Raw genomic sequence first — 21,795 nt, 5'->3', positions numbered from 1 at the left:
CCAAATAATCGGCGATGTCTTGACTGTATCGGTTTGTGCTGTCCCATGTGTTGGTTGATGTCGGTTGTGTTTCATGATGATGACGACTGAAGGGAATAGCAGAGGGTCAACGCAATATACCTGTGTCAGACTCGGTTCCGATGAAAATGCAGCATTCTGCGTGAACAGGAGGTGCCATACATGGAACGTTTGAACCCTCAGGTTATGGTGACGCTTTGGAACATTGAACGTTTGGGCTCGTTCTCCGCCGTGGCACGTGAAACCGGGTGGTCGCAGCCCGCCATCAGTCAGCAAATCAAAAAATGTGAGGATGAGCTGAAAATCCCGTTGGTAAGACGTACCTCGCATGGTGTGGAGTTGACTCCTGTGGGCTTGATTCTGTCCAAGCACGGACAACTGATCGACAATCGTCTTACTCAGGCTCAGCGGGATATCGATGCGTATGGTCGGCATCATTCGGCGCATATCCGTTTGATTGCGCCGCCTTCCATCTGCTCGTCATTCGCTGCCAGGGCTTTGGTGCATATGAGCTGGTCATCGGAGGTTCGTGTGGGCCTGATGCAGATGGAGCCGCCTGAGGCGGTGGACGCGTTGTCCCAAGGATTGGCGGACTGCGCGGTGACATTTCAGTACCATAGCATTCCGGAATTCGTCAAAATGAATGAGGATCTTGAAACGGAGTATTTTGGCTCCGATCCGCTGCTGCTGTTGGTCAATCAGAACAGCGTCATTGCGAAGCGGTATGCGGCGGTGCATGAGCCGATCAGTCTTTCGGTCGCAAAAGACGAGCATTGGATTGCGGGTTGTGAAACGTGTCAGGCGAATCTTATTTCTTTGGCACGGGTCGCGGGATTTTCCCCGGACATCACCCATTCCACTGACGACTATTGGGCTACGCAGAACTTGGTGGAGATGGGCATGGGTGTTTCCATTGTGCCGAGGATATCCGTAAGAGCGCATTTAGAGAACGATTTGATGGCGTGCCCGATCAAGGATGAGAATGCCTGCCGCGAGGTGCTGTTTGTGACTCGCAAAGGGGATCATCGTCCTGCTTTGCTCAAAGTGAAGGATGAAATCAAACGGGCTGCGCAAAAGTACTTGGAATAGAAAACATCGTATTTCGGAATCGTTTCCATGTTTCCCCCACGTAACCGGATATAACTATCTTCCGGTTGGGTCAAAGAAATGAGGCGAGGAAAACGCCTATCTGATGTGTCTTTTTCCTTCATCATGAAGGCATGGAAACACAAACTCTCACGGCTACTGGTTTCAGCGCCGACGTTATTGATCATGAAACCGCCGCAGATCTTGCGCAGATCGGCAGCGATAAGTGGACCCGCTACCCTGGTTGTATCGGGGCTTTCATCGCGGAGATGGACTACGGTTTGGCTCCCGTAATTCAGGAAGCCATCGAAGAGGCTGCGGATGACTGCAAGCTTGGCTACATTCCCGACCCATGGAAGCATCGCGTGGCTGAAGCGTGTGCTGCATGGCAGAAGAACCATTACGGATGGGATGTGGATCCCGCATATATCCGCCCAGTGCCCGATGTGCTTGAGGCTTATGAAATCTTTCTACGCGAATTCGTTGGTGCCGGCAATTCCGTGATTGTGCCAACTCCGGCCTATATGCCTTTCCTAAGTGTGCCGCGACTGTACAACGTGGATCTAATCGAAATTCCGATGATTGAGCATTCCGACGGCTGGTTGTTTGACTTTGATGCCATTGAGGAGGCATTCCGGAACGGATGCCATGCTTTCGTGCTATGCAACCCCCATAACCCAATCGGGAAAGTGCTCACCTTGGAGGAGGAACTCAAGATTTCCGAGCTTGCTGCGAAATACGGTGTGCGAGTCTTTTCCGATGAGATCCATGCGCCATTCGTGTTCGATGGCTATCGGCATGTGCCATTCGCTTCGATCAATGAAACGACTGTCATGCAGGCCATTACCTCCACCTCGGCATCGAAATCATTCAATATCCCCGGTACCAAATGTGCTCAGGTGATCCTCACTAATCCGGATGATCTGAAGTTATGGATGGATCGCGCTGAATGGAGCGAACACCAGACTGCCACCATCGGCGCCATCGCCACTACCGCGGCCTATACCAAGGGCGAGCCCTGGTTCCAGGAAGCGCTCAAATACGTCAAACACAATTTTGACCTGCTTGATTCCGAAATGCATGGGCGATTCAGCAAAGTTGGTTATGTGCGTCCTCAGGGCACCTACATCGCCTGGCTGGATTTCAAACCGCTTGGCATCAATGATCCTTCCCAATATTTTCTGGAGAAAGCAAAAGTGGCCCTTACAGACGGTAAGGAATGCGGCAAAGTCGGTGCAGGCTGCGTGCGCATGAACTTCGCCATGCCATATCCGCTGCTTCAGGAATGCTTTGATCGCATGTACCGAGCATTGCATGATGACGGGCTTCTGTAGACCGCTGTCATGATCTTTATCTTTTCACTCCATCTTTTCAACAATCCAAACCCATTAAGGAGCATATAATGACTAATCGCAAATCCGAATTTATGGACCTCGTCGCAGGCAAAACCACTGTGCCGTTCCTTACTGCCGCATGGCAGCATTTCAATGGTCATGAAAACGATCCGGAGGATTTTGCCCAGCGCACCATCGATTTTGTTGAAAAGTGGGATTGGGATTGGGTCAAGATCAATCCTCGTGCCACCTATCACTCCGAGATTTGGGGATCTACATACGATCCCGATGAGTATGGTCCGCATGATCCAATCCAGAAACAGCTTTCCGCCATCATCGAGAAGCCAACCGATGTGAGAAAGATTGGCAGAATCGCAATCGAAGATTCTCCCGTACTGCAAGAGCATCTCAAAGGCGCGACGATTATTGGCGAGCATTTTCAGGATCGCATTGTTGTGATGACGCTGTTCTCACCGTTATCCGTGCTGATGCAATGCGCTGGCATGTCCCTATACAAGGGCGATCCCATTTATGGGTCGACCACTGATTTCGGCATCAAGGAGTTGATCCTCGATCAGCCTGAGGCCGCCAAGCAAGCGTTGCAGAACATCACCGACACGTATGTGGATTATGTCAAGGCATTGGTTACGCCGCGTGAACAGGGTGGTGCCGGACTGGATGGTATTTTTTTCGCAGTGACCGGAACGGCCAGCAATAACTATTTCACCAAAGCCGAATTCGACGAGTTCTCTCGTCCCTTTGACATGCAGGTGCTGGCTGCGGCGGAGGACAAAGTGAAGGTATTCCATACTTGCCGTATGGATTCTCATCCGGAGTGGTTTTCCGATTATCCGATCAGTGCCATTCACTGGGACCAGTTCATGCGTGATAACCCTGCTATTACCGAGGATTTGGGCGTCACCCCCATTGGCGGTGTGAATTTCACCCTATTCGCATCCGATGGCGACGTTTCGCTGGTCAAGAAGCAATTGAACGAAACGTTGAAGGAATGCGACGGTAAGCCGTTCTTTCTGGCTCCGAGCTGCACCATCCCCACCCCGGCTTCCGATGAATCGCTTGCATTGTTGCGCTCGGCGAGGAAGTGAATTCGTTTGGTATGACGACAAGCGCGCTTCCCTAGGCGGATGCGCAATAGAGAGGAAAAGGTCATGAGAATCTATAAGAAAGCGGTTACTGCGTTTATCACTGCATCGATGGCGGCCTCATTGGCTGGCTGTGCCCAGAATTCCACTTTTGGCGGAGGAACCGCTTCCGGATCTTCCGATACGGTTGCCATTGCCGTGCTGTATCCGGAAACCGGACAATACGCCGAATATGGCAAAATGTTCAAGCAAGGGCTTGACCTTGGCGCCGAACAGGTCAATTCGGATGGCGGCGTGCAGGGCAAGAAGATTGAGCTTAAATATTACGACACCCAGTCCGATCCGAAACAGTCTGCTTCAGTGGCTCCCAAGATAGCCTCTGACTCATCGGTGGTGGCGGTTGTGGGTGATTATTCGTCCGGTGCTTCCATGGCCGCGTCGCCGACGTTCCAGCAAGCCGGTTTGGTACATTATGGGTTTAATAATTCCGCTGCCGACTTCACCTCCACCGGCGATCATGTGTGGACTCCGCAATACAGCCAAGACGATTTCCAGTCGCAGGTCGCCGATATGGTCGCCGAGCACGCCAAGAAAATTTCCGTCGTTTATATTGAGAACGATTGGGGCAAGGCGGCATATGCGGCATTCAAAAAAGAGGCGCTCGCCGAGGGGCTCGATATCGTTTATGAATCATCGTTCCTGGCTGACTCCACGGATCTCTCTCCGATTCTGATTCCTGCGCGCGATGCTGATCCGGATGCCATTGTGCATGTGGGATACGGTCCTGATGGCGCATTGGTCATCAATACGCTTCGTGACAAGTTGGGCTATACGGGACCGTTCTATGGTGGCCAGATCACCAATGAGTTCATCTCCACCGCGGGTGAGAACGGCGAAGGCACTATGCTGATGGCACCTTTCACCGCTGATTCCACCAATCCCAATGCTCAACAGTTCGTTAAGGATTTCCGTGCTAAGTACAATTCGGAACCGGGCGAATTCAATGAGACCGCCTATGCTGCGGTCATCGACCTCGCCTATGGCATGAACAAGACGAGTGCCACCAGGGAAGGCGTACAGGAAGCGCTGGAAACGGTTGAGGATTTTCCCTGTTATGTGGGCACGAACACCACATTCTCCTTCAATCAGGAAACCCGTCGTATGAAGAACACCAATTTCCTCAAGCTCAAGCTCGAGAACGGGAAGTTCCAAATCATGAAGTAATTCATGCAATCTGCTTGGCGGAGCCGGGAATCCGTCTTCGTCAGGCGGTTGCAGCAAGCGGTTCGTACTGGTCGGCAAGCCGACAAGGAGGGAAGCAGCAGTGATAGATACTTTGATTACCGGATTCATGCATGGCAACGCATATGCCATCGTTGCCTTGGGCATGTCACTTATTTTCGGCGTGAGTAATGTTGCCAATTTTGCTCATGCATCAATTTTCGGCATCGGCATGATGAGCGGCTGGTGGCTGGGATCGGTACTCGGACTGCCGATTGTTCCTACGCTCATCTTGGTTATGGCCATCACCGGTTTGCTGGGGCTGTTGCTTAACGTGCTGGTGGTTTCCCCGTTGACGGGAAGGCCTACTGTGGCCGCTTTGCTGGCGACCATCGGCGTGGGCATGATTCTCGACAATGTTTCACAGATGATTTTCGATACCCCGACTCGAACATTTCCCGAGCTGCTGCCTTCGCATAACATCGAGCTGCTTGGTGTGCGGTTCGGCACATCGGACATCGTTATGCTCATCCTGACCGTCATCATCATGGTGGGCATGTGGTTCTTTCTCAAGCACGGCAAGATGGGACAGGCGATCCGCGCCACTTCGCAGGACACGGAAGCGGCTCGGCAGATGGGCATTCCGGTTAAACGAATTCAGAACATGTCGTTTGTGATTGCTTCGTCCCTTGCCGGTGTGGCAGGCGTGTTCGTGGGCATGTTCAATTCGAATGTCAGCCCGAACACCGGTTCCTCGGTCGGTATGACGGCGTTTATTGCGGCTACCATTGGCGGGCTTGGCTCGATGCCGGGCGCTGTGGTCGGCGGATTCGCACTTGGTATCGTCGAGTCGGTCGGCGTGTTCATCTTTGGTGATGGCGCTCATGATTTGATTACCTACGGCGCGTTGCTGATCATCCTGATTATTTGCCCGAACGGTTTGTTCGGCGGCAAGCAGGTGCTGCATGAACCGATGGCGGGTTCATTCTCCGGCGGTGCGCGACCGTACCGTGTTCCCAAGTGGCTTGCGCCGATACTGATCGTTGCGGCGGTAGCGGCGTCGTTTCTTTCCTCGGATTATTTCTCTTCGGTTGGCATCCAGATCATGATCTATGCCATGGCTGCCATGGGACTGACCTTGGTTTCGGGCTCCGCAGGCCAGGTTGCCTTGGGACAGGCCGGTCCTATCGCCTTGGGCGCATACACTTCGGCGATTCTGGTGGGGCAGTTCCATGTGCCGTTTTTACTTGGTGTCGTGTGCGGCGGTCTGGTTGCTGCGATTATATCGGGAATCATCACCTTCCCGATATGGAAGCTTTCCGGCCATTACATCGCAATCGGCACCATCGGCGTGGGCGCGGTCACCGTTGCCCTCATCCGTATCGCTGAGCCGATCACCAAGGGTTCGCTGGGCATCACGGGCATTCCTTTCCCGAAGATCTTCGGTTTCACGCTGTTCACCCCGCAGTTCCAATACGTGATGGTATTGGCGTTCCTGCTGATCGAACTGATGATCATTACGCGTATTCGAAACTCTCATTTGGGTAAGACCATCGAATCCATTGGCAACGATCCTGTGGCTGCGGAGTCCATTGGCGTTCGCGCCTCCGCCTATAAGGCCTTGGCCTATGCCATCGCGGCATTCTTCGCAGGCATCGCAGGCGCGTTGATGGCTCACCAGTACACCTATATCGATCCGTCAATGTTCCCCTTCTCGATGTCATCGTTGGTGCTCACTATTGCGGTACTTGGTGGACTGAGCTCTCCAATGGGTGCCATCATCGGATCGATTGTGCTTGTAGGAGCCCCGGAACTGCTGCGTTTCATGTCATCCGGCCGAATCATCGTTTACGGCTTACTGTTGATCCTCATCATCATTTTCCGCCCGCAGGGCCTGTTTGCTAAGAAGGAGTAGTCATGACCATCGAGACAACAACATCCATGGAACAGTCTTTGGCACACGGCGACGATCGTCCGGTGGTTCTGGAAGTCAAGAACCTCGACAAGTCCTTTTCTGGCGTACACGCGGTGAGCAACACCTCGTTCACCATCCACAAAGGAGAGGTCGTGGCCATCATCGGTCCCAATGGTTCGGGAAAATCCACTACCATCAACATGATTTCTGGACTGTTCAATCCGGATTCGGGACAGATCGTTTTCGAGGGCAAGCATCTGGAACATATGAAACAGCGGGAGATTTCCGATGCGGGCATTGCCAGAACATTTCAGAATGGTCGTGTATTCGGTTCCATGACGGTGGACGACAATTTGGAAATGGGACTGCATAAGACAATGGCGGCCGGTCGCCCGCTGAGAGGGTTGCAGGACTATCCGCTGGTCAAATGGGCCAATTTGATTGGCGAATTGGGATTGAACCTTGTGCCTGGGCCCAAGACCCGTGCCGAAATGCAATCCGTCAAGGAACAAGTGGATGCCCAGGCGAAGTCATTCGGCGATCATCTGGCTGATGTGCGTGGACGCATGACGTATTCGCTGTCGTATGCGAACAAACGTCGAACGGAAATCGGTCGCGCGATGATCTCCGAACCGCATCTGCTGTGTCTTGACGAACCCACTGCTGGCATGAATCAAACGGAGACCGCTGAGGTCATGGAGCTGTTGCTGAAGCTGAAGGCTGAGGGCAACACCATGCTGTTGGTGGAGCACAAGATGGATTTTGTAATGACGCTTTCCGACTGGATCATTGTGATGGACAACGGGCGCATCATTTCCGAGGGCATCCCATCCGTGGTGCGTAATGATCCCAGAGTCATCAACGCTTATTTAGGCGGTGACAAGAGCGACCAAACGCTTGAAGGAGGGGAAGTCGCTCGCGTTGAAGAACCCGAGGATTCATCGGCTCACAAAATGCCGATCTCCGCGGATGCTCCGTATATTCTGGATATACAGCATGCCGATGTGTTTTATGGTTCTGTGCAGGCGTTGCGTGACGTGTCTCTGAATGTGCGTGAGGGGCAGATTGTCTCACTGCTTGGCGGTAATGCCGTGGGCAAATCCACCACCATGCGTACCATCATGGGTCTGTTGAATCCCAAGGATGGCAAAATCATTTATCAGGGAAAGGACCTTCAGGGAGTCAGCACTGAGAACCGCGTGCGAAGGGGGATTGCTTCCGTGCCGGAGGCCCGACGCATCTTTCCGGAAATGACGGTTACGGAGAACCTGCTATCCGGCGCATATATCCGCAAGCGTGGCAAGGCGGTCGATGAGGACATGGTTGATATCTTCGACCGTTTTCCGCGTTTGAAGGAGCGGCGCAACCAGATGGCCGGCACTCTGTCTGGCGGCGAACAGCAAATGCTGGCATTCGGCCGTGCCCTGATGAGTAAGCCCAAGTTGATTTGTATGGATGAGCCAACTATGGGATTGTCTCCCAAATTGGTGGATGAGGTGCTTGGCGCGATTTCATCGTTGCGCGATGAGTTGCGAATTTCCGTATTGCTGATTGAGCAACAGGCTGATCTTGCGTTGACCATTGCGGATTACGGGTTTGTGCTGCTGAATGGTGAAATCGTGCTTGAGGGCTCCGCGAAAAAGCTATCGTCCGATTCCGGAGTTCAGGAGGCTTATTTAGGCAAAGCTCGATGAGATTCGCCCAAGACAAGCGAGATATGAAAGCGACACGAATGAGGAGGATGGTATGGAAGGCAGACTTGCAGTTGTTACGGGTGCCGGTGGCGGAGTGGGACGTGCCACGGCACGATTGCTTAAGAATGATTGGGAGGTCATTGCCACAGCGCGAAATCACCAGGATTTGCAGGCATTGGAAGATCTTGGAGTGACTGCCGTCAACTGCGATGTGCGGAACCGGTCTTCGATCAAGGAGCTGGCGGATATCGTAGCCGGACGTCCTGTGGATGCGTTGATTCACGCTGCGGCGGTATCGCACACGGCTCCGGCTGTCGACTCTGATGAAACAATGTGGGAGGTGATGCTGTCCACCAATGTTATCGGTCCAGCCATGCTCACATCGGCTTTGATTGACAACCTACGTAAGGCGAAGGGCACGGTAGTGTTCATTAACTCCGGCGCGGGGGAACGGGGCGTGCCCTTGCATGCGGTGTATGCCGCATCCAAGCATGCGCTTCGCGGCTATGCGAACACGCTTCGCATGGAAGAGTCGCCGAACGGTATCCGCGTGAGCGCCATCTATCCAGGGCAGATCAATACAGGCATGCTGCGCACTATCAATTCCGAGATGGGCCTGGCGTTCGAACCGGAACATTACATCGATCCGGTTACTGTGGCCAGAGCTATCCAATTTGTGGTCGAGGCCACGGATGATGTGCATATCAGCAATATGGATCTTCGACCCAGGGTGGAAGTCTCTCCAAAATTCAATGTGTGATGCTATTGGGGATGCCGTATATGTTCCCTCCCACTGCTTATTGGCCAATGTTAGGCAACAAGCAGTGGGATGGGCATTGTTTTCGCATGATGCCGGTACCTCGCTACCAATGCGCTTGGCGGTTACGCCCAGCGGGCAGTAGCGTGTCAGTGGTAAAGCGACTGCCAAGAGGGCTGTTCTGACCGCTGGGCGCGTGAAGGGGCCCGACTCGTCATGCTGCGTCACATTCCGGATTGAGTCATGTGCATCATAGCCTGCATAGCCGGGCTGATTCTGACGGTGACGCTCGCGGCGTGCACACCTATTGGTGAAGACCGGGCGTGTGCCGTTCGATTGCGAATCGGATGATGTGTGTGAAGAACGGACCGAGGTCGCCGCCGAGACGGCTGCGGTGCTGTCGGAGTAAAGCAGCACGCATGCAAAGTTGAAAGAGCGGCGCAGCGAAGCGGGCGGTGTGGTGAACAGCGCGGTGGTCAATTCGTCGGCGATGGCGGCGGGAATGATTCTTCGAGGGCGGAAGATACATCGGGATCCGGGATACCTCATCGGCGGAGGCGATGCAGGCCCATGTTGCGGCGATTTCGTCGACTGATTGGCCGTCAAGCGTGTTGATGGGATGATGCGTCTGCTGTCCGTTCGCCGCGGTCCACTGGCGTCGGCTCGGAGCGCTGGCGCAGAATGCGCCGTGTGATATGCGGGCCGTGCAGTCATGCGGTGTTGTCGTCGTGTTTGGTGGAATATGTGGGAGACTCGCAGGAGATGGTGTCCGCCGAAGGACTGTCGCGATTGCTCCGGGAATTGTCTCGATGTTCGAATGGGGGACATCGTGGCCCAAACTGACCAGTGCAGCGCCGGCACAGGGGTCGACCGCGCCGGATGTGACCTCGAACAGACAATCGGTCATATCGAGAAAAGCCCGGTGAGCTAATCCGGAAGTGGAACAAGCCGTCATGTGCGGTATGCCGCATATGTCCGATCATCGAATCTCTGCGGAAGCAGGAGAGGATTACCTCATACGATTCGATGAATCGCCGCAGCTCCTGTTGGGCGGTATCGTCAACAGACTGGCTGGTCGTCACGATGATGCCCGTGTCCAACGCATACGGAAATGGTGCCACATAGAGCATACGCGCTGGTAAAGCGGGGCATTGATTCTATAGTGGTTGACGCGTGGGGGGGGGGGGTCTGATGGCTGTTATGAGAGGCGCGGGAGATGGCGGGCCGAGGAGCGAGACACGATTGCGCGACATGCGAATTGCGTTTGGGCAGAGGTCGTATTAAAGTAACGTGAGTTGCCTTGCGGTGCAAAGCAACAACCCAAGGGGCTGTAGCTCAGTTGGTAGAGCGCTTCGTTCGCATCGAAGAGGTCGTGGTTTCGATTACCATCAGCTCCACGAAGGACCCTCCGGAATTCCACCTCCGGAGGGTTTTTCTTTTTCTCCGACCATCCCCGCCGCGCCTTTGCAGTCCGCTGCCGTGCCGGTTATGGTCCCAATGCGTGTCTGATAACGCCTGATTTCACACCGATGGTGAGTTTGGTGTGTCGGATTCGTTCGAAGGGACTATTTCCCCACACCAAACTCGCGGATCAAAGGTTTTAGCAAAGCCTGTCTCGGCACCCCGACACACCAAACTCGCCACAGGCGAACGGCAACGTCCATAACACATGGGTGAGTGCATCAACAATGATGGTCGTGTATCGGACGCGAATCGGACGTATGCGACCGATAAGAGGAAGTTCGCGCGATGCTGCGTGATCAAGACAGTGAGCCGATTGACGCGACTGTGGTTGAGGAATTGGGATTGTCAGCTATAGACGTGCCGACATTGAACGCTTATCGAACGATGCTGAGAGCCCGACGGCCTGACCATCCTTGGTTGGATTTGCTCGATGATGAATTCCTATGGCGGCTCGGTGCGGCTGATCGGTTGCGTGGGAGCCGTGAATCGCATCCGACTCGGGCCGGCTTGCTCATGTTTGGCGATGAGAGGTACATATCTCGCGAGTTCGCTGCTTATGCACTTGACTTTCGTTTGATTAACGATCCACAAGAACGGCGGTGGGATGACCGTCTTATGTCATCGGACGGGACATGGCCGGGCAATGTGTTTGGCTTCTGGGCCCGTGTGATCGCCAAACTCGTCGACAGTTTGCCGACAGCCTTCGCCATGCCAGACGGCATCACCCGTCTTGACGATACCCCTCTTCGTAAGGCTGTACGCGAGGCGTTGGCCAATACGTTGTGTCATGCCGACTATCTCGGACGTATCGGCGTCACTGTCGTTCGTCATGGCAATGCCAGCATAGAGTTCCGTAATCCAGGAGGCCTTCGACTCGATTTGGATTTGGTGGAACGCGGCGGTCTGTCTGATGTGCGGAATCCCTCCATTATGAAAATGTTCAATCTACTTGGCATTGGTGAGAAAGCAGGAAGCGGTTTCGATACCATGTGTCAGGGTGTTCGTTCCGTGGGCCTTCCTGATCCGAAACTTATTGAGGAGTTCGATCCGGATCGAACTACGTTGATACTACCTATCACCAGCATTGCTGATGCTCCAGTGTCTGGAGAAAAATCCGGGGAAGCATCTGCCTCTGTGAATGTTCTAACGCCGACAGAACGTATCGCGGCCCTCCTTTCGTCTGGAGATAGTTACAAGACTTCGCAAATCGCCAAAACCATTGGACTCTCGGAGCAAAGAACGCGTGTATTGCTCAGACAAGTGTTGGACTCGGGGATGATTCGTAAGCAGGGGAGCGGCCGAGGTGCCACATATGTTCAGGCATTATCTGACTGAACATGAGTAACGCTTTGTGTTCTTCCGCTTGTTTTCCGCTTGTGCTTGTGTTTTCCGTTTGCGCAAGCGGATTCCAAGGCAGTCACGTGGCGCTCTTACGGGAACATATCGGAGCGCGCGGCACTTGTGCGATCAGGATGATGAATGATGGCGCAACATTGATCGGATCGCGTAAGGGTTCGCGTAGCGTCTCTGTTTCATGCCTAATTTCACGACCGTCAAATAACCGTCAAATAACCGTCAAATAACCGTCAAATAAATTTTCGTTGGAATTCCGCGGTTTTGAAGCAACTGGGCATTGTTCGTCGGTTTACTCGTCAAATAAACCGTCAAGAGATTGGGGCAACTTTCCGATGGGGCGTCGATTGCTATCGAGTTGCCGGTTTCTCGTAATTGTCAATGATTGGCAAGAATCTTCGTCTGGGCCGGTATTGTGTGGCGCTGTGTTTGTTCAGGATGTATTTGATCGCGGCTATCTACATTACGGGTGGTGGATTCTGGGTATTGCGGAGGTCGATCTGCGTTATAGGTAGTGTCTGTATGCGCGTATGCTGGGTATGTTTGGTCGAATTTCAAGGCTTACATGCGGGCGTGGGATTGAACGGCGCTACTCGTAACGCAGATCGATATCCGTGGGCGGGCAAATCCACTCCCTTAACGTAGATGATTCCAATGATTCCCGGGCGTGCGAGAGGCAGTCGTGAATATTGTTTCGAATATTTCGAATAATAGCGTGCGTGGGTTATTATTGGATATAGGGACAGTGCAGCGATTAAGATGAGGCATGGAGGCAAAGATGTCTGGGCGAGTGTTATCCGGTAATTCGGCAACATACTATCCGCAAGCTGACAGCAAGCGTCAGGTTCTTGATATCAAAGAAACGTTGGATAAATTCGAGGAGATGGTTCAACGGGAAGACTTCCCTATCGCCACTCTGAAGATTGAAGGGGAGGACGCTAGGCCTCTCACGAAGGAGTTGGCGCAGGCGCTGTTGCAGGTCGCGAATGCGTTGACCCAGGGGAAGGCTGTGTTTGTCGCTCCCTGCGATATGATGCTCACTACGCAGGACGCGGCGGATATGCTGGGCATGAGTCGTCCTACCTTTGTGAAGTTACTTGAGTCGGGGGAAATCCCCTTTACCAAAGTTGGTAGGCATCGCAGGGTCCGTCTCGATGATTTGCAGACATATGACAATCAGCGTCATGCGTCCTTCATGCAGAGCATGGCAGAGCTGAACCGTGACACCGACCCTAGCCTTACTGCGCACAATCCTCTTATTAAGGGGTAGACATGTTCCCGGTCTTTTTCGATACATGCGCTCTATACGGCGAGGTGACTTGCGATATGATCCTCAGCCTGGCAGAAGCCAAACTGTTCAAACCCTACTGGTCAGTTGGAGTGCAAGAGGAGTTGCAGCGTGTGCTATCTCCCGTCATAGGGCAAGAGAAAATTCAGTATCGTTTGTCGATGATGAACCGGGCCTTTCCGGATGCGTTAATTGAGGATTATGCGGATTTGACACCAAAGATGTTATGTGATGAGGGAGATCGTCATGTACTCGCTGCGGCGGTTCGTTCCCCGGCTAATACTTTGGTGACTTTTAATCTGAAAGATTTTCCGAAGGAATCACGTATCCCTTATGGTATTGAAGTCGTGCATCCGGACGATTTTCTGCTTGATGTGCTGGATATTCGTCCGGGGTTCGTGGCTAATGTGATTTATCAGATGATGCAGATGTATCGCCGGTGTCCACAAACGCCAGAGGAATTGTGCGGGTTCCTGCATGGTTCGCTTCCGCATTTTTCGGAGACGCTGCTCCCATTGCTCGAAGCGATAGATGAGAGTCGAATTTAGCGGGGCGCAACAAGAGTCTCGCCTCCATTCTTGCCTGTCAGATAATGACGGTCTGTGCAGGCTGCCCTAGCTGAGACTGGTCTGAGTTGATTGCAGCTGTCGAATCGTAGTATGCGAGGCTTTCGCAATTGTTAATGATTGGCAAGGTTTTGGAAGCGTGGCGACGGTGAGGAAAGACGCGTGAGTTAGGTTTGATGGTGGAGATTCGCCGGGATGGGCGATGCCATGTGAGGAGAACGGTTATGACTGCACATACTTGGAAACGCGTTGCCACGATGACTGTCGCCGGTGCGCTGGTGGCGTCGTTGAGCGCGATTCCTGCGTACGCTCTCACGGACGTTGGGTTGGATGATTCGGCATCGTCGCAATCCGCTTCACAGGTGCAGGCCATCGGCGACCAGCAATTGAGCGACGAGGACAGCATTCCGGACAATCCCACGCAGGAATTGCCTTCCACGGTAAGCGATGACATTCCGGCTGATGCCACGGTCGTCTCGCCTGAACTGGCGGTGAGCGCGGACGGCGAAGTTCAGAATATCGAAACCGGCGAGACGGTGACCGACCCCGAACTGGTCGGCACGCAGTCGCAACAGCCCGATCCGCTCGCCAAAACCGATGGTGAGTCTTTCATCCCCGTGCAGGTGGAGGAAGTACGTCAGAAAGTCGGCGAGACAGATTCCGACGTGGACACTGCGGGTGAGGCGGGGGATTCGGCGGATGACTCCGCCACGTCCGGGAGCCCGGATGAGAGTGCAGGATCGTCTCAGCCGCAACAATCCGAGGAAGATTCCGATTCCGTCCAAGACAATGCGGATGAGTCAACAGACGCTGCGGTGACCCCTTCCGCCCTCTCCACGGAGGGTATGGTTCGTCTCGCCTCGCTTGGGGGCAACGAGTACGGCGCCTACTGGGGCACCTATAACAGCACTCCCGCGTTCTTCGAGGGGAGCGGTACGCTGTTCGTGCAGCAGGCCAAGGGCGTGGTTGACGTTTCCGAATGGCAAGGCACCATCGACTGGCAGGCCGCCAAAAACGCCGGCGTGGAGGGTGCGATCATCCGCATCAGCTACGGTGCCGGCAACGGCCTCGACAAGCAGGCGAAACGCAATATCAGCGAATGCAAACGTCTGGGGATCCCCTTCGGCATCTACACGTACTCGTACGCTTACGATAACGCGCTCGCCGCCGACGAGGGCGACGACATCGTCAGCCTGCTCAAGCAGGTGGGGGTTTCTCCGAGCGATCTGAGCTACCCGGTGTATTACGACCTGGAGGAATGGACTTGGACCGGGCACACGCCGCCCACCAATCCCAGCGTCTACGACGGCATTGTCAGCACATGGTATTCCAAACTGCAGGCCGCCGGATACAAGAATCTGGGCGTGTATTCGTACACGAGCTATTTGAAGAGCGCGCTGAACTCCAGCAGCATCCACTCCAAAACCACGTGGGTGGCCAGCTACGGTTCGCGCACCAACTTCGACTACCCCACCAACAGCCGCGGCTGGCAGTACACCTCCGGCGGCACCGTGGCTGGCATCAGCGGCCGTGTGGATCTGAACGCGTTCGGAAACAAGACGTACCAAGCGGAATATGACGTTCGTAACCTGTCTACGATTTCCATTCCGGACGGCACGTATTACATCAATTCGGTGCTGAAGGATTCTTCCAGTGTGGAGATCGCCGGAGGCGGCGCTGCCAATGGGGTGAAAACGCAACTGTACCAGTACAATCACACCAAAGCGCAGCAGTTCCGGTTCACCAAACAGTCGGATGGTAGCTATGTGATTCAGAACGTGAACTCGGGCAAGGTGTTGGATGTATCCAATGGTTCCGCCGGGAATGGCGCGGTCGTGCAACAGTACGATGCGAACGGCACCACAGCTCAGCGGTGGTTTATCCGTGATTCCGGAGCGGGTTATTATGTGCAGTCCGCTCTGGGCAATTGGGTTTTGGACATCAGCGGTGCTGCTACGACCAATGGCACGGCGGTCGCGTTGTATGCGCCGAACAATTCGCAAGCGCAGAAGTTCGTGATGGCATCGACCGATGCGTCGGTGCCGACAGGCAAGAAAGTGCGTGTCACTTCGATGGCCAAGTCGAATATGGTGATGGACATTTCGGGTGGTTCGGTTGCGAACGGTGCGAAAGTGCAGTTATACGCGTGGAACGAAACCGATGCGCAACGTTACACATTCACCGAGGTGGGTAACAACGTCTATCGAATCGTGAATGTGAAATCAGGAAAGGTACTTGATGCCGCAAGCGGTGCGACCGGTAATGGCACGGCCGTGCAGCAGTATGAGTCGAACGGAACCACCGCGCAGCACTGGCATCTTATGAAGGTCGGCAGCGGGTATGCGTTCTTGAACAGCAAGTCGGGCAAGGCGATAGACATTCCCTCGGGCAATGCCTCGTCTGGCGCGAAACTTCAGCTATACACCAGCAATATGACGAAGGCCCAGCTGTGGACGGTTTCCGAAGTGACCACAATGCGGGAGCGGTTGGATTCCCTGGCGGCCTCGCACAAATCCGATTTGCCTGATGGCACGTATGCGATTGCGTCGATGCTGAAAACATCCACTCGTGTTGAGGTGGCTGGCGCATCCACCGCCAATGGCGGCAATGTGCAACTGTATGCGGGCAACGGAACCGATGCCCAAGTGTGGAAAGTGACGCATGATGCTAAGGGGTATGTGACGTTCACCAATGCAGTGTCCGGCAAGGTGATGGACATCTATAATGCCGGGACGTCATCGGGCACGAATGTGCATCAGTATGCATCGAATGGCAGTTGGGCGCAGAAATGGATTGTTGTGAAAAACAGTAATGGTTCATACACGATACGCGCGGCTACCTCTGAGAGTCAGGTGTTGGATGTCTCTGCAGGTTCTACGGCAAACGGTGCCAATATCCAGATTTATGCGGATAACGGTTCAAATGCTCAACGGTGGAAAATCACTACTACGAAGACAGTTCGTGAACGGCTGAATAGTATGGCGCAATCGCATAAAAATGATTTGCCGGACGGCATCTATGAATTCTCATCAAGCGTGGGGAAAACCATGCGCCTTGATGTTAGTGGAGGCAGTAAAAACAATGGCGGCAATGTACAGATTTACGCAGCTAATGGTACCAGTGCTCAACGGTGGAGGATTTCGCACGATGCCCAAGGATATGTGACTTTAGCGAGTGTGAACTCCGGGAAAGTCTTGGACGTTGAGAACGGAACTTCATCGTCGGGAACGAATGTGCAGCAATATGCAGCAAACGGCACGTGGGCACAAAAGTGGATTGCTGTTAAAGGTGCGACAGGGGATTACGTTTTTTACTCGGCCTTGGCGGAGAATATGGTGCTGGATGTCTCTGGCGGATATGCAAGGAACGGCACCAATGTGCAGCTGTATGTCAGCAATGGCACGGCGGCCCAACGCTGGTCCCTAAAGAAGTGATTGGCCTCAACTTGTTTGAGGCAGAGGGGCTTCATCATAATGATGAAGCCCCTCTTATTGATTTACTTGGCGTTGGTTTCACGAACGATGTAAGGAGGGCGTTCTTTGGTTTCCAGATAAGTTTTCGCCAGATACTGGCCCAGAATACCTATGCAGAGAAGTTGGAGGCCTCCAATAAACAGAACGATGCATATCATCGATGGCCATCCTGCTACAGGATCGCCAAAGGCAAGGGTCCTGATGATGATGAGCAGGATGAACAACACCGACAGCAGCATAAACAACAGGCCTGCAATCGAAGCGATGACTAGAGGAGTGGTGGAAAACGCCACGATTCCGTCGAGAGCATAGACGAAAAGTTTGAGAAAACTCCACTTTGTCTGTCCTGCGGCTCTGTCCACGTTCTCATAGGAAATCCATTTCGTCTTGAAACCGACCCAGCCAAAAATGCCTTTAGAAAAGCGGTTGTACTCCTTCATTGAAAGAATCGCGTCGACCATAGGCCTTTTCATGAGACGAAAGTCGCGTGCTCCATCGACGATGTCGGCGTTGGACATTTTGTTGATGATTTTATAGAACTGTTTAGCGAAGAAAGAGCGAATTGGTGGTTCACCTTTGCGGTCCTGCCTGCGAGTAGCCACGTTGTCGATATCTTCGGACTGGAGCATGTTGAACATCTCAGGAAGAAGACTTGGCGGATCTTGCATGTCAGCGTCCAGTGTGGCCACGTAATCGCCGGAAGCGTATTCCAGACCGGCATAAAGAGCGGCTTCTTTCCCGAAATTTCGTGAGAAAGATATATATTTGAGTGAATAAGGCGTTTCTGTACGTCGGGCTGCGGACCGCATGAGCTCCAGAGTTTTATCCGATGAACCATCGTCTATGAGTATTAATTCGCACGATAAATCTGGATGTTGGCTGATTAGCTCTGTTGTGATTTCATCGAATGACTGCAGGAATAGAGGCAGGCTTTCTTCTTCGTTATAGCAGGGAACTACTGCTGATAGTAGTGTCATGTCTTACCTGTCTTTCGTTTCACGGCTGGATTCTCCTGCTCTTTACTGTAGTAAATCGGTCAGATGAATGAATTGACAACGACGCCTATATGAGGGGGTATTGTGCTGAGGTGGATGAGTCTGCTGCAACGTAGAGATAGTCGGAAGCTTGCAGCATAAGGACAGCATCTCCAAGAAACATCCACGGTCTAAAACTCTCTTTATGGAATTATATTCGTTAAACCTGAGACGAACGTCCTCTGCTGTTGTTCGTCTTCTCTGTGAACTCTAATCCCCACAATTGAACTGGTAGAGCGCCCAGTCTTCCGTGTCGCTTCCGAGGGATGAATAGTCTTCGACTTCGATTAGCGAACCGTCACGCACGTACTGGCTGATAAGAGTTTGATTATGGAACGGGTCGTACTGGTCGCGATAAGTGAAGTCCAGCAGACTGGGAGCCTGTTCTCCCATGGAGAGGAAATACTCCGGTCCGGCACTAACGGAACACACTGTCGTCAATAGAGCATTCGAGTCCCCTGAGCTGAAAGCGGTTTGCACGTCGCGGAACACGGCGCCGTCCCCTTCGACTTTCGGATTGACCACCGGATAGAGCATGTCCACGTCGAATAGGGTTTGTGCGTACATCGACCCGTTCATGGGGTCCGAGATGACCGTTGCGTCGTCCTCGACAGTTCGCGACACATCTTCGAGCACCTGATATTTCGTCTCGCTCAGCTGAGCATCGGCAGGACCACCCTCGACCACGGTGGTTGATTCCGCGGCTTGCGCGACGTTGGCTCGCACCGTGTTGTTCACTTGCAACACCGTCACCAAGGAGGTCAACACCACTAGGACAATCGCCGAATTCAACGGCTGCTTCAGTTTTCGCCATTGAACGTTTGGCATCACAACCGCCGCAAAGATAATCAATGGGATCACACCGAGTGGAATCATGGTAAGCGGGCGCGGCTCGGATCGATACCACACTGCGGTCACGATGTTCGGAAACCAACCGGTCAAGGAGGTGGAACATACGTAAATCAGTCCGATGAGCAGGAAGTCCGCAGTAATGGACATTGCATCCCGTCGCAGCAGCGATGCTTTTGTCGGCTTCACGACAGCTGCCATATCGCCGCCATATCGCAAACCGCCAAAGAGGCGCGGCTTCACCATCGCACCGACTGCGACGGCACAGGAGATCAACACGATAACAGCGAGCAACACACCTTGCGGTCCTGCGATATTCTCGGTGAGGAACACGGCGATTGCCTCAGGCACCGTACGGTTCGGCTCATAGGTATGGAACCATGAACTCGGATCGAAGTAGCGGGATGACGAGAAATGCGTGACCATATATAAAAAGAACGCAACGCCTCCAGCCACAACCGCCACCGACAAACCGGCGATGAGTTTCCATGACACCCGCGTCAGCACGAATGGCGCTATAAGCAGCAGCCAAGTGAACGCTATGCGCGGATGGGCAAACACGCACAAGCCTCCGGTCACCGCAGTGAAAATCAGCCACCGGACGATACCGGTTCGGGCCATGATGGCATCCAGTAATCTCAATGTTGCATACAGCCACAATGGCAGCAACGATGTCGCCAAACCGTATGCGAGCAAAGGACCCGTCGACAACATCTGGAAGGGATGGCATGCCGACGAAACGGACAACACCGGGACCAGCGCCAGCATCGCGCCGGAAAACACCGGCCCACAGCCGGCACGGCGAAGCCAATAGCCGGCGAACACCTGCATGCCGACCGGCCAGACGATGGCCGAGCCGAACAGCCAGACCACGTTCACCGCGGCATAGATGTTCAGTTCCGCGCCGAACAGTCCGAACAGCTTGATCAGTCCCGCCGCCATCAGATGGAACATCGGCGGATAGTAGGAGTCATTGGGATTGAGATGCGTGGCCGCACCGATTCCCTCATCAAGCAGTCTCTGGACGAAATAGTAATGCGCCGGCGCATCGACCTCCTGCAACGGCAGATTCCACATCGACCAGCTGCGTGGGAACCATAGCAGCACGATGGCAAAGGCGATCGCTGCTCCCAGCAAGGCACCGGCCGGTTTCGACCACTGGATACCAATCCGCGCGCATGTGCGAGCGTCGCTTGTCCTTCGCGGATTAGTCACCACGTCTACCGCACTGTTCGTCATACGATTGCCACCCTGTTCCTTCATATGAATCGAGGGGCACACTCAGGGAACGGCAAGCCCGAGTGAGCCCCTCAACGCCTCATCCGGCGCTTATTCTAACAGTTTCGTCCTCTCATCGGCTGATGCCGGCAAAGACATCGAACGCTTCCGCTACTTGGTGAGCATGGGTGCGATTTTCTTTTCGTACGCGTCGAGCGCGGTGGCGATGACCTGGTGCATGTCGTAGTACTTGTACGTGCCGAGCCGGCCGCCGAACACCGTGAGCGGCTCCCTGGCCGCGAGCTCCTCGTATTTCGCGTACAGGGCCTTGTCCGCGTCCGTGTTCACCGGATAGTACGGCTCGTCGCCCCGCTCGGCGAACCGGCTGTACTCCTCCCACACCACCGTCCTGTCCGGGTTCTGGCGCTCGCGGCGCTCGGGATTGAAGTTCTTGAACTCGATCGCACGCGTGTACGGCACGTCCGCGTCCGAGAAGTTCATCACCGGACAGCCGAAATGGTCGCCCTCGTCGTAGCGCACCTCCCTGAAGTCCACCGTCCGCCACTTCAGGTCGCCCAGCGCGTAGTCGAAGTAGCGGTCCACCGGGCCCGTGTACACCACCGGCACGCCCGCCGCCCCGAGCGCCGCCCTGTTGTACGGCTGCGAGGCGTCGAAGAAATCCACCCCCAGGCTCACGTGGATCCGCTCGTCCGCGACCATGCGCTCCATCCACGCCGTGTACCCGTCGACGGGCAGGCCCTCCCACGTGTCCTGGAAATACCGGTTGTCGTAGTTGAACCGCACCGGCAGGCGGTTGATGATCGACGCCGGCAGCTCGGCCGGGTCCGTCTGCCACTGCTTGGCCGTGTACTCCTTGATGAACGCCTCGTACAGGGGACGGCCGATCAGGGAAATTCCCTTGTCGTTGAGGTTCTTCGGGTCCTGGCCCGCCAGCTCGCCCGCCTGCTCCGCGATCAGGGCCCTGGCCTCGGCCGGCGTCATGTGCGCGCGGAAGAACTGGTTGATCGTGCCCAGGTTCGTCGGCAAAGGATACACCTCGCCGTCGTGCGTGGCCCACACGCGGTGCACGTAGTCCGTGAACCCGGTGAACCTGTTCACGTACTCCCACACGCGCGGGCTCGACGTGTGGAACAGATGCGCCCCGTACTTGTGGATCTCCGCGCCCGTCTCCTCGTCCACATACGAGTACGCGTTGCCCCCGATATGGTCACGCACGTCGATCACCTCGACGCGCGCCCCGGCCAGCTCCGCCGCCTGCTGCGCCACCGTCAGACCGAACAAGCCAGCACCGACAACAACCAAATCCGGATAATCCACAGCCATGGAACGCAACCTTTCATCACCGATGTTCGTTTCGCTCCTCATAGTACCCGTAGAAAAACACCCGAAGAAATACGAAAT

Annotated in this window: 14 protein-coding genes and 1 tRNA gene; 12 read left to right on the top strand and 3 right to left on the bottom strand. The window is 54.3% G+C overall.

Going from position 1 to position 21,795, the window contains the following annotated elements; all coding sequences use genetic code 11:
* Positions 1–180: 180 nt before the first annotated feature.
* The 12 genes from BL8807_RS03425 to BL8807_RS03370 all read left to right on the top strand — a co-directional run bounded on the left by BL8807_RS03425 (position 181) and on the right by BL8807_RS03370 (position 17,233).
* Positions 181–1,107 (top strand): LysR family transcriptional regulator, encoded by a 927-nt coding sequence (locus BL8807_RS03425; protein ID WP_072723759.1) that lies wholly within the window; start codon positions 181–183, stop codon positions 1,105–1,107.
* A gap of 131 nt (positions 1,108–1,238) precedes the next feature.
* Positions 1,239–2,438, top strand: coding sequence for a MalY/PatB family protein (locus BL8807_RS03420; protein WP_072723761.1), 1,200 nt, complete (start codon positions 1,239–1,241; stop codon positions 2,436–2,438).
* Positions 2,439–2,506: 68 nt separating this feature from the next.
* A complete protein-coding gene (locus BL8807_RS03415) occupies positions 2,507–3,544 on the top strand; it encodes a uroporphyrinogen decarboxylase family protein (RefSeq protein WP_072723763.1) in 1,038 nt (345 codons plus the stop codon).
* Positions 3,545–3,607: 63 nt separating this feature from the next.
* Positions 3,608–4,765 carry an ABC transporter substrate-binding protein gene (locus BL8807_RS03410; protein ID WP_072723765.1) on the top strand — a complete coding sequence of 386 codons (1,158 nt, stop codon included), beginning with the start codon at positions 3,608–3,610 and terminating at the stop codon, positions 4,763–4,765.
* 100 nt (positions 4,766–4,865) lie between these two features.
* Positions 4,866–6,677, top strand: a complete 1,812-nt coding sequence (locus BL8807_RS03405; protein ID WP_072723768.1) for an ABC transporter permease — start codon at positions 4,866–4,868, stop codon at positions 6,675–6,677.
* A gap of 2 nt (positions 6,678–6,679) precedes the next feature.
* Positions 6,680–8,371: an ATP-binding cassette domain-containing protein gene (locus tag BL8807_RS03400; protein ID WP_083570099.1), complete on the top strand. Its 1,692-nt coding sequence runs from the start codon at positions 6,680–6,682 to the stop codon at positions 8,369–8,371.
* A 52-nt stretch (positions 8,372–8,423) separates the two neighbouring features.
* Positions 8,424–9,131 carry an SDR family oxidoreductase gene (locus tag BL8807_RS03395; protein WP_072723770.1) on the top strand — a complete coding sequence of 236 codons (708 nt, stop codon included), beginning with the start codon at positions 8,424–8,426 and terminating at the stop codon, positions 9,129–9,131.
* A 1,321-nt stretch (positions 9,132–10,452) separates the two neighbouring features.
* A tRNA-Ala gene (locus BL8807_RS03390) sits at positions 10,453–10,525 on the top strand.
* A 352-nt stretch (positions 10,526–10,877) separates the two neighbouring features.
* Positions 10,878–11,927 (top strand): ATP-binding protein, encoded by a 1,050-nt coding sequence (locus BL8807_RS03385; RefSeq protein WP_072723772.1) that lies wholly within the window; start codon positions 10,878–10,880, stop codon positions 11,925–11,927.
* A gap of 796 nt (positions 11,928–12,723) precedes the next feature.
* On the top strand, positions 12,724–13,215 hold the full coding sequence (locus BL8807_RS03380; RefSeq protein WP_072723775.1) for a helix-turn-helix domain-containing protein: 492 nt from the start codon (positions 12,724–12,726) through the stop codon (positions 13,213–13,215).
* A gap of 2 nt (positions 13,216–13,217) precedes the next feature.
* A complete protein-coding gene (locus BL8807_RS03375; protein WP_072723777.1) occupies positions 13,218–13,781 on the top strand; it encodes a PIN domain-containing protein in 564 nt (187 codons plus the stop codon).
* Positions 13,782–14,023: 242 nt separating this feature from the next.
* Positions 14,024–17,233 carry an RICIN domain-containing protein gene (locus BL8807_RS03370; RefSeq protein ID WP_072723779.1) on the top strand — a complete coding sequence of 1,070 codons (3,210 nt, stop codon included), beginning with the start codon at positions 14,024–14,026 and terminating at the stop codon, positions 17,231–17,233.
* 62 nt (positions 17,234–17,295) lie between these two features.
* Here the strand turns inward: BL8807_RS03370 and BL8807_RS03365 are convergent, their stop codons facing one another.
* The 3 genes from BL8807_RS03365 to glf all read right to left on the bottom strand — a co-directional run bounded on the left by BL8807_RS03365 (position 17,296) and on the right by glf (position 21,717).
* A complete protein-coding gene (locus BL8807_RS03365) occupies positions 17,296–18,249 on the bottom strand; it encodes a glycosyltransferase family 2 protein (RefSeq protein ID WP_072723781.1) in 954 nt (317 codons plus the stop codon).
* Between the two features lie 267 nt (positions 18,250–18,516).
* A complete protein-coding gene (locus tag BL8807_RS03360; protein ID WP_226847457.1) occupies positions 18,517–20,394 on the bottom strand; it encodes a DUF6541 family protein in 1,878 nt (625 codons plus the stop codon).
* A gap of 150 nt (positions 20,395–20,544) precedes the next feature.
* Entirely contained in the window at positions 20,545–21,717 is a 1,173-nt protein-coding gene (glf, locus tag BL8807_RS03355; RefSeq protein ID WP_094725348.1) for a UDP-galactopyranose mutase, read from the bottom strand.
* Positions 21,718–21,795 lie beyond the last annotated feature (78 nt).

This window comes from Bifidobacterium lemurum (assembly GCF_014898175.1).
GTDB lineage: Bacteria > Actinomycetota > Actinomycetes > Actinomycetales > Bifidobacteriaceae > Bifidobacterium > Bifidobacterium lemurum.
The sequence above is the reverse complement of the archived record's forward strand: the minus strand, read 5'-3'. Positions and strand labels throughout refer to the sequence as shown.